Raw genomic sequence first — 8,789 nt, forward strand, 5'->3', positions numbered from 1 at the left:
CCGGATGGAGGAGAGCCATAATGGCCAGAATGAAGTTTCTCTGTGACGCGGAGCGCTGCATCGAATGCCAGGCCTGTGTCACTGCTTGCAAGAGCGAGCACGAGGTGCCCTGGGGTGTGAACCGCCGCCGAGTCATCGTCATGGACGACGGGTTGCCCGGCGAGAAGTCGGTGTCGGTGGCCTGCATGCACTGTTCCGACGCGCCATGTGCCGCGGTTTGCCCGGTGGATTGCTTCTACACCACCGCCGACGGCATCGTGCTGCACGACAAGGACTTGTGCATCGGTTGCGGCTATTGCTTCTACGCCTGCCCCTTCGGCGCGCCGCAGTATCCGCAGCAGTCGGCCTTTGGGGTGCGCGGCAAGATGGACAAGTGCACTTTCTGCGCCGGCGGTCCCGAAACTGCGCATTCCGAAGCGGAGTACGTCAAGTACGGTGCCAACCGGATTGCCGAGGGCAAGCTGCCGCTGTGCGCCGAGATGTGCTCCACCAAGGCGCTGCTCGCCGGCGACGGCGATGTCGTTTCGGACATCTACCGCCAGCGCGTGATGCGTCGCGGGGGTCGTCCGCAGACCTGGGGCTGGCAGGCCGCCTACGGCAACGCCTGACTGGATGAGGGCGGCCCCCAAACGGGGGCTGCCCGATATCCGAGGGTAAGACCGGAATGACGAGAGGAGTGATCAAGATGCCGTACAAAGCGATGCTTGTAGCGCTGGCAGTCGCCAGCCTGTCCCTGTTGACCGCCTGTGAGCAGGAAGTCGTTTTCCACGAACCGGGCGTCTACAAGGGCAAGCACGATGAAACGGCGACGCAAGAGGCCGCAGAGCGCAGGCAGGAGCAGTTGCGTGAGCGCGCCATGACAGGCATGACAGACCGCTAGGAGTCCTTGCCATGAGTGATTCAAATGTAAGCAAAGCGCGCCAGCGCAGGCGCCGCTCCATGTTGTGGAGCCTTGCCCTGATTCTGGTGCTCTCCATCGCGCTGCCGCTAGGGTATGCCCTCGCGCAGTCGGGCGGTCAGGGTGTGCAGCAGCAACAGCAGCAGCGCTTCGGGCAGGATCGGGCAACCAATCCCAGATCCGACATGTGGCGCGAGGCCCGTGAAGGCCAGGGCGGTTTCACCACCCAGACCGGCCCGTATGTGACCAATACGATGATCTCGAATGTCGGCGAGACCTGGCGGCAGTTTCGCATGGGGCCGCTGATCACCTACGGTGGCTATCTGCTGATCGGCGCGCTCGCGCTCGTGGCGTTGGTGTTCACCTTCGTGGGGCGGATCAAGCTCGCGCACGGCCGAGCAGGGATGACGATCGAACGCTGGAAACCCTTCGAGCGCTATCTGCACTGGTTCACCGCCACAACCTTCATCGTGCTTGCGATCACCGGGCTGAGCCTGCTGTTCGGGCGTACGGTGCTGATCCCGGTGATGGGTCATCAGGCCTTCGCAGCCTGGGCCGACATCGGCAAGGTCGTGCACAACTATGTTGGACCGGCCTTCTCGGTCGCGGTGTTGCTGATGATTCTGATGTGGGTAAGGCACAACATGCCCAAGGCGGTGGACCTCAAGTGGTTTGCAGCCGGTGGCGGCATCTTTGGCAAGAGTCACCCGTCGGCTGGCAAGTTCAATGGCGGGGAGAAGGTGTGGTTCTGGGTTGGCATCGTGGTGTTCGGCATCATGGTGAGCGTGTCCGGGTTCCTCCTCAACTTCCCTCTGTTCGGGCAGACGCGGGCCGACATGGCGCTCTACCAGGCCATTCATGCCATCACCTCGCTGTTGTGGATCGCCTTCTTCTTCGGCCACGCCTACATCGGTACCTTGGGCACCGAAGGCGCGCTCGAGGGCATGACCACCGGCCGGGTCGATGTGAACTGGGCGAAGCAACACCATGACCTGTGGTACGAAGACGAGATTGCCAAGGGTGTGAAGCCGCAGCAGGCCGAGGCTCCCGCCACCGGATCGGTGGGCACCGTGGGGCAGCCGAGTCACTGAGCGCGGCGTCTCATGACCAGCTCCTCCCCCTCAAGGGGGAGGCTGGCAGCGGGTTGGGTTGGTAATCGGGCGAACCCTGGTGTCCCCAGGGTTCCTCAGTGCGCGCAGCGATCGAACACCAGTTCCCGCTTTCGTGACCGCGGCCCACTTCGAACAATGGCAAGACATTCGCGGAGAAGCGATGAAATTCCTGCGCACTGCGCGACTCGACGACAGCGACGACCATGTCTATTCGCCAGCCGCTGTGGCTGGTGAGCCCGCCGTGACCGGGACCTTCGTGTTCAGCTTTGCGGAGGAAGACCCGGAGACTCTCTCAGGCAAGGCACGACAGGCGTTCCGGTCCGGTTTCCTCGGCTTGAACAGCTTCGGCTGGAGTACGATTGCCCGGATCGAGGAAATCGACGAGGTGGAGTACGAGCGCATCGTGGCAACCCTCGCCCAGCATCTTGTCGACCAGCACGGCGCGCCGTCGGTGGACGAGGCGCTACCGTTTGCACGGCAGGAGATAGAATACGCGGCCAGCCTGTGCGAGGACGCACCCGGAACGATGCTGGTGATCGAGCGCCACGCCGACGAGGAAGGCATTCACGAGGCCTTTCGCAAGGTTCAGTCCCAGCCGGTCAATCAGGTCGCCGACTGGCGCGGTCAGGAAGGAGAGATCCGGATCTGGGACATGTTCCCGGATGACGGCGCCCGCTGAAGCCCGTCAGGCGAAAGCGTCAATACTTCCGCGACTGACTTCACCGGCGATCGACGAGATCGCGGCGTAGGCTTCACGCATGCGCTCGCCGGCGAACGGACTGGCTCCAGCATCGCTTTCCTTTTGCTGCTCCTGAGCAGCTTCCTCGCGTTGTTGGACCGCGAGTTCGATCTGCGCCTGCAGTGCCATCTGGATCGCCATCGAGGCAACCGCGAGGTCCTGCGGCGAGGGGTCGGCCGGGGCGAGTGCGGTCGCCCTTATCCGTTCCGCCTTTTCGATGGTTTCCTCGGGCGTGCGGCCCGGGGACGTGTCGATGAGGACATCACCGCCGACTGCGTAGCGAACGCCGTCCGGTCCGGTTTCGTGGTCGAACTGGGCGCCACGCAAGACGAGTTCACCGCCGACTGCGACATGCGCCATCTCATGGGCGCGCACTTCCCGGTCGCGCTGCTGAAGCGCGCGAACCTGTGCGAGTTCTTCATCACTGAGCTGTTCAGCTGGCCTGGCCTGCCCGACGCGATCACCCCTGACGCTCTCAGGTGCCGTCTCACCGTCGGCACGGCTGTCGTTCGCGATACGGCTGCCGAAAGTCGGTGTGATGAATCCCGCAGGAGGGAGACTACCGATCATCGTGTGCTTTCGCCACGTTCGAGGGAACTGTCGGACCTACAGCCCCTCAGACGACGACGCCACCCATTTGGGTGGCGTTATCATCCGTGTGTCAATCGCTCAGGCGATGTCGCGAAGCGGAGAGGGGTTGGCCTGCTCGACCCCGATGCCCGCAGTCTCCGCGAACATCTGCATCGCACGATTCTGTGCGTTGCCCGACTGTTCGGTAGACGCCTGCGTTCCGGCTTCCTGAGAAGCCGTCGGCTGCTCGGCGCCGCCGCCAGCCGGTGCCGCAGCACTGCGTGAAGGCTCGGTCGCGTTGGTCGCCGCCGGCAGCGGGTCGCGCGCTGCAGCTTCCCGCGCGGCCGAACTGATCTGCACCTCGACGCCCGCAGGTACTTCGGCTTGTCGTGGCGTTGCCGTTGCGGCGCTTTCCGCGGGCGAGCGCGCCGTCTCGACGGGTAGAACAGTCGCGCCGCTGTTGCGGTCAAGTGGCAAGGCAGTATTCATTTCGATCATCTTCGACTCCTTCCGGTCCGGTCTGGATGCTCAGGTCTGTGTGGCCCATTCCCGGTCGGGTGGCCATCACAGACTCATGTCAGACATTGAGCCCGGACTTGCAGTATAGAACTTCCGGCGACGCCTGCGGCAGTTTGGTCGGCTCTGACATGAAGCGTGTCACGGAGTGACTTCGACTGTTGCCGCCAATTCGCCTTGGGCCTGAACCCACTCGCGCGGTCCATGGGTGAGATCAGGCGAATCAGATCACGTCCTGTGAAGGACCCTGTTCGAAGCTGCCGAGTTCCTCGCGAGTGTTGATGTTGCTGAATGCGGCTTCCTGATCGTCGAACTGCACTGCCACTACCTTGAGCGTTTCGTACCAGCGGTCGATCTTGCGACCGCCACTGGACAAAAAGGCTTCCAGATGCGGCAGTACTTCTCGCCGGCACAGGCAGAAGACCGGATGCGACTGATCGAAGGTGCGGGCAACAGCGAGGTCCGCACCCGCGTCCTCGAGCGCGTCCGCGAGGCGCGCGACCAGGTTGGTCGGCAGAAACGGCGAGTCACAGGGTGCGGTCACCACGAGCGGATGGCTGGCCTCCCTGAGCCCGGCATGCAGGCCGGCGAGCGGTCCGGCGAAGCCGCCGATCGCATCGGAAAACACCGGCACGCCGAATTCGCCGTAACGTTCAATGTTCTGGTTGGCGTTGATCAGCACCTCGTCGACCTGGGGCCTTAACCGCTCGAGCACCCACTCGACCATTGGTTTTCCGCGCAACTCGACCAAGCCCTTGTCGACGCTTCCCATGCGCCGACCCTGTCCGCCGGCGAGAATTACCGCGCTGATGGGTGTTCTTTCACTCATCGCTTGAATCGCTCCTGTCCGGTGAACAGCAGATAATGCTTGCCCTGGGCGCGACCAATCATCGTCAGTCCGATACGGCGGGCGATCTCCCAGCCCATCTGTGTCAGGCCGGAGCGCGATACCAGCAGCGGGATGCCCATCTGGGCAGTCTTGATCACCATCTCGGATGTGAGCCGGCCGGTCGTGTAGAAGATCTTGTCGCCCCCCTGCAATCCGTCCAGCCACATCTGGCCAGCGATCGCGTCGACCGCGTTGTGGCGGCCGACGTCTTCGAAGAACATCAGGATTTCGCAGCTGTCCGGCCCGTCGGCGCGGGCCAGTGCGCAGCCATGCACCGCGCCGGCCTGCTTGTAGATCGATTCATGCTTGCGCACCGCTTCCATCAGCGCGTAGAGCTGCGATTGATGAAACTCAATGTCATCCGGTAAGCGGATGGAATCGACCTCCTCCATCAGGTCGCCGAATACCGTGCCCTGACCGCAACCGGTGGTCACCGTGCGACTTCCCAGCTTCTCGTCGGCGTTGTGCAGCCCGTTGCGGGTGGTGACCGATACCGCTTCGACGTCCCAGTCCACCTGCACCGATGCGATCTCGTCCAGGCTGGACACCAGGCGCTGGTTGCGCAGCCAGCCGATGGTCAACGCCTCGGGCGCGGCACCCAGCGTCATCAGGGTCACGATCTCGCGCTTGTCGACGTAGACCGTGAGCGGATACTCGCCGGCGATCGAGGTCGGGACCGACTCGCCTTGCTCGTTCTCCGCGGGAATCGTAATCGTCAGTGCCCGGCTGGCTCGGCTCAGCTGCGGCCGTCGTGGCAGGGTGTCGGGTGTAGTCATGTGGTTCCGTCGTCTCCTCTGGCGCGCGCGAGGCGAAAGCGCTCGCGCAACTGAGGAATTCTACATCCTGCCGTGGGCCGCGGTCCTTCAGCGCCCCACGCGCGAGAGCTTGAGCATCCGTGAACCACGGTCAATCAGCACCGTGAGCAGGATGATCATGATGAGATAGGTGCCGGCGCGTTCGAAGCGGAACCACTCGAAGTTGAAGCTGAAGTGAAACCCCAGGCCACCGACGCCGATCAGGCCCAACACCACCGCGGCGCGCACGTTGCTCTCGAACTGGAAAAAGGCGTAGGTCATCCAGTCGCGCCACACCAGCGGCACCGCGACCGCGCCGAAGGCGACCGGGCGCGAGGCGCCGCACACCGGTTCGAAGCGGCGCCATGGCTGGTTGTCGATCGCCTCGCCGAACACCCGGGTCAGCACCCCCAGGGTGTGCACCGCAATCGCCAGCGTACCCGCGACCAGACCGGGGCCGAAGAAGGCGATGAACAGAAACGCCCACATCACCTCCGGCACGCCACGCGCGGTGACCGCGGTGGCCCGCGCTCCTGCCAATTGCAGTGCGCGCAGCCCGCGCTGCCACCACCCGGGCGTCTCCCCGGTGAAGCGCGGCGCATGCCACTGGAACAGCACCGAGTGCGGGTAGGTGAGGAGGATCGCCCCGGCCACGCCCAGCACCGTGCCGACGATGGCGATCGCCAGCGGGATGGCGGCGGATTCGACCACCCGCCACACGAACCACTTGCGCAGTTCGGTCTGCCAGGCCTCCCAGGCCGCGGGTCGCCAGAGATCCGCCGGACCGTACTCGCCGAACAGATCCACCGCTGTGCCGGCAGCCACGCGTGCGGCGACCTTGTCCGCGTCACCCAGGCCGACGGCGGGCAGGTCGAACTCGGGGTTGAGCAAGCGCTCGAAAAAGCGCAGGTTGTGCCAGGCCTGGCCGGTGATGAGCTCCATGGCTGGCGCGAGATGGTTGCGCGGCGCGCCGTCCTGCCCGGCGCTGTTGCCCCAGCCCATGAACCACACCGACCAGCTCACCGCGAGCGCGACCACGCCCACCGCGACCCAGGCCTGAAGCGGGCGACCGGTGTGCGTGGATACGCGCGCTTCGTTGCCCCGTCTGGCAGGCGAGTCCGTCGATCGAGCTGCGTCATCGGCCGCCCCGGCGACCAGGCAAGTCGTCGGCGCCGGGGCATGGCCCGCCCGGTTGGGGTCACCGCGCAGCTGGCGCCGGATCAGGTTGCTGACGAGGTCGGCGGTGAGCGTCAGCAGCAGGGTGAACAGAATCAGCGTGCCGACCTTGTCCCAGGCGCCGAAGCGGATCTGGTACCAGATCTCCGAACCCAGCCCGCCGCCGCCGACCGCGCCGATCACCGCCGCGTTGCGGATCGCGCATTCGGCGCGCATCAGTGTGAAGGACAGCACGTTGCGCGAGGCGAGCGGGCGGATGCCGTACAGAAAGGTGGCGATGCGCCCGCCCCCGAGCGAGCGCACCTGCGCGTAGCGGGATTCATCCACGCTGTCCCACAGTTCGCTGTACACCTTGGCGAGAATGCCGGTGATGTTGAGCGCCAGCGCCAGCGCGCCGGTGAGCGGGCCGAGCCCGATCATCGCCACCAGGATGATCGCCCAAACGAAGTCCGGCACCGCGCGCAGAATGTCCTGGATCAGCCGGCAGACTGCGCACAGCAGTGCCGCCGGCGAACGCAGTGGAAAGTGTCGCCAGCCGCGCCAGCGGATGCGCGAGTGTTCCTCGCCCACGCATACCGCGCGGCTCGCCCCCATCGCGAGCGGCCAGGCCAGCATCACCGCCAGTGCGGTGCCGAGCACCGCCGCCGAGAGCGTCTGCAGGGTCAGATCCCAGGCGTGGGCGACAAAGGCCGCCGACAGGTCCGGGCTCGCGAAGGCGGTGAACCACGCCCCCATGCGCGACAGTGCCCGCGCGCGCTGTTCGGCATCGAACAGCACCGCCAGATCCCACTCTGCGGCGACGAAGGCGGCGGCGAGTGCGAGCAGCACTGCGAGCATCGCCACGAAGTGCCCCCATGGGCGCTTCTCGGGCAGGGCGGGCGACAAGGCGGTCGCGGTGTTCATGCCCTGGTGTCGTCGTCTGGTGTGTCGGCTGACTGCCCCGGCAATGCGACTTCATCCAGATGCAGTGCCCGATACTCGGCGCCGTAGAGGGCGCGCAACAGCGTCTGGTCGATGGCTTCCGGCGGGCCTTGCCAGAACAGCCGTCCGTCGCACAGCGCGATCACCCGCTCGAAATGGCCTTGCAGCAGATCGAGGGTGTGGAGATTCACCACCAGCGTCACCCGCTCGTGGATCGCCAGATCGCAGAGCAGCGTGATGATCTCGCGCCCGAGGCGCAGGTCGAGCGCGCTGACCGGTTCGTCGGCCAGCACCAGCCGTGGCTGCTGCACCACCAGTCGCGCGACCGCGACCCGTTGCTGCTGCCCGCCGGAGAGTTCGTCCGGCAGCGACCAAAGCTTGTCGCCCAGCTCCACGCGTTCAAGCGCGGCACGCGCACGGGCGATCTGCTGTGGCCACAGCAGCGACAACAGCGCCTGGGGTAGCCACCAGTGCCCGAGCCGACCCATCAATACGTTGTGCACCACCCGCAGCTGAGGCACGAGGTTGTCCTGCTGGTGCAGAAAGCCTACCTCGCGTCGCAGCCGCGCCAGGGCCCGGCCGCGCAGTTGCCGGGTGTCACGCCCCAGCGTCACCGCTTCGCCCTCGGCGGGCTTCACCAGGCCGGCGATCAGGCGGAACAGTGTGGTCTTGCCCGCGCCCGACGGTCCGATCACCGCCACCCGTTCGCCCGGCGTGATGTCCAGCGAGAAGTCGTCGAGCACCCGCCGGCCGGCGTAGGCGACTGCGGCGCGATTGAGGTGGATGGCGGGATGGGTGTGGGTCATTGGGTTCAGCGTCGTTCTTCCGTTTGGTTTTGTGTGCTTGTGTTTCCTCTGTGCCAGTGGTCCGCGGGTCGGTGACGGTGGCCACCGCGTCGGCTCCGATGCCGCTCGGGCTGCCGCTGTAAGGCTCGCTCCGCTGCGATTCCCGAACTCGCGCTGCGCGCTCAGACAGCGGGAATCGCGGCCGCTCCACTCGCCAACAGCGGCATGCCCTCGGGCAAAGTCGCCGCCGCAGTGACCACCGTCACCGACCCGCTACGCGTTGCCGGTGTGAGGTCGCGGAGCCCCTCCCCCTTGAAGGGGGAGGAACAACGTATCTGCACCAATGTCGCCAGCACCAACTCCACGCATTTGATTGCCTGGTTAACAAC

At 65.5% G+C, this 8,789-nt stretch carries 11 protein-coding genes; 4 read left to right on the top strand and 7 right to left on the bottom strand.

Going from position 1 to position 8,789, the window contains the following annotated elements; translation table 11 throughout:
- Positions 1-20: 20 nt before the first annotated feature.
- From fdh3B to GPA21_RS05355, 4 genes are all read left to right on the top strand, one after another.
- Positions 21-608 (top strand): formate dehydrogenase FDH3 subunit beta, encoded by a 588-nt coding sequence (gene fdh3B / locus GPA21_RS05340; protein WP_168987179.1) that lies wholly within the window; start codon positions 21-23, stop codon positions 606-608.
- A gap of 77 nt (positions 609-685) precedes the next feature.
- Positions 686-880 (top strand): hypothetical protein, encoded by a 195-nt coding sequence (locus GPA21_RS05345; RefSeq protein ID WP_168987180.1) that lies wholly within the window; start codon positions 686-688, stop codon positions 878-880.
- Positions 881-891: 11 nt separating this feature from the next.
- Positions 892-1,989, top strand: a complete 1,098-nt coding sequence (locus tag GPA21_RS05350; RefSeq protein WP_168987181.1) for a formate dehydrogenase subunit gamma — start codon at positions 892-894, stop codon at positions 1,987-1,989.
- A 181-nt stretch (positions 1,990-2,170) separates the two neighbouring features.
- Positions 2,171-2,689, top strand: a complete 519-nt coding sequence (locus tag GPA21_RS05355; protein WP_211163428.1) for a DUF6505 family protein — start codon at positions 2,171-2,173, stop codon at positions 2,687-2,689.
- 6 nt (positions 2,690-2,695) lie between these two features.
- On the opposite strand, the gene GPA21_RS05360 is transcribed toward GPA21_RS05355, so the two are convergent.
- The 7 genes from GPA21_RS05360 to GPA21_RS20605 all read right to left on the bottom strand — a co-directional run.
- Positions 2,696-3,319 (bottom strand): putative metalloprotease CJM1_0395 family protein, encoded by a 624-nt coding sequence (locus GPA21_RS05360; protein ID WP_168987182.1) that lies wholly within the window; start codon positions 3,317-3,319, stop codon positions 2,696-2,698.
- 99 nt (positions 3,320-3,418) lie between these two features.
- On the bottom strand, positions 3,419-3,817 hold the full coding sequence (locus GPA21_RS05365; protein ID WP_168987183.1) for a hypothetical protein: 399 nt from the start codon (positions 3,815-3,817) through the stop codon (positions 3,419-3,421).
- A 241-nt stretch (positions 3,818-4,058) separates the two neighbouring features.
- The gene (gene mobA / locus GPA21_RS05370; protein WP_168987184.1) at positions 4,059-4,664 is read right to left on the bottom strand and encodes a molybdenum cofactor guanylyltransferase MobA; all 606 of its coding nucleotides are present in this window, start codon (positions 4,662-4,664) and stop codon (positions 4,059-4,061) included.
- Positions 4,661-5,500: a formate dehydrogenase accessory sulfurtransferase FdhD gene (locus GPA21_RS05375; RefSeq protein WP_168987185.1), complete on the bottom strand. Its 840-nt coding sequence runs from the start codon at positions 5,498-5,500 to the stop codon at positions 4,661-4,663. Before GPA21_RS05375 ends, mobA begins: the two co-directional genes overlap by 4 nt.
- An 87-nt stretch (positions 5,501-5,587) precedes the next feature.
- Positions 5,588-7,597, bottom strand: a complete 2,010-nt coding sequence (locus GPA21_RS05380) for a PhnE/PtxC family ABC transporter permease (protein WP_168987186.1) — start codon at positions 7,595-7,597, stop codon at positions 5,588-5,590.
- The gene (locus tag GPA21_RS05385) at positions 7,594-8,421 is read right to left on the bottom strand and encodes a phosphonate ABC transporter ATP-binding protein (protein WP_168987187.1); all 828 of its coding nucleotides are present in this window, start codon (positions 8,419-8,421) and stop codon (positions 7,594-7,596) included. Before GPA21_RS05385 ends, GPA21_RS05380 begins: the two co-directional genes overlap by 4 nt.
- A 161-nt stretch (positions 8,422-8,582) precedes the next feature.
- A partial coding sequence (locus GPA21_RS20605) for a hypothetical protein (RefSeq protein ID WP_211163429.1) occupies positions 8,583-8,789 on the bottom strand: 207 nt, incomplete at its 5' end.

The sequence above is a fragment of the Azoarcus taiwanensis genome (assembly GCF_012910885.1).
Lineage (GTDB): Bacteria > Pseudomonadota > Gammaproteobacteria > Burkholderiales > Rhodocyclaceae > Azoarcus_F > Azoarcus_F taiwanensis.

Excerpts from the sequence above, each read along its gene's own strand:
- GPA21_RS05355 (WP_211163428.1), top strand. The coding sequence starts at position 2,171 with ATGAAATTCCTGCGCACTGCGCGACTCGACGACAGCGACGACCATGTC.
- mobA (WP_168987184.1), bottom strand. The coding sequence starts at position 4,664 with ATGAGTGAAAGAACACCCATCAGCGCGGTAATTCTCGCCGGCGGACAG.
- fdh3B (WP_168987179.1), top strand. The coding sequence starts at position 21 with ATGGCCAGAATGAAGTTTCTCTGTGACGCGGAGCGCTGCATCGAATGC.
- GPA21_RS05345 (WP_168987180.1), top strand. The coding sequence starts at position 686 with ATGCCGTACAAAGCGATGCTTGTAGCGCTGGCAGTCGCCAGCCTGTCC.
- GPA21_RS05385 (WP_168987187.1), bottom strand. The coding sequence starts at position 8,421 with ATGACCCACACCCATCCCGCCATCCACCTCAATCGCGCCGCAGTCGCC.
- GPA21_RS05380 (WP_168987186.1), bottom strand. The coding sequence starts at position 7,597 with ATGAACACCGCGACCGCCTTGTCGCCCGCCCTGCCCGAGAAGCGCCCA.
- GPA21_RS05350 (WP_168987181.1), top strand. The coding sequence starts at position 892 with ATGAGTGATTCAAATGTAAGCAAAGCGCGCCAGCGCAGGCGCCGCTCC.
- GPA21_RS05365 (WP_168987183.1), bottom strand. The coding sequence starts at position 3,817 with ATGATCGAAATGAATACTGCCTTGCCACTTGACCGCAACAGCGGCGCG.
- GPA21_RS05375 (WP_168987185.1), bottom strand. The coding sequence starts at position 5,500 with ATGACTACACCCGACACCCTGCCACGACGGCCGCAGCTGAGCCGAGCC.
- GPA21_RS05360 (WP_168987182.1), bottom strand. The coding sequence starts at position 3,319 with ATGATCGGTAGTCTCCCTCCTGCGGGATTCATCACACCGACTTTCGGC.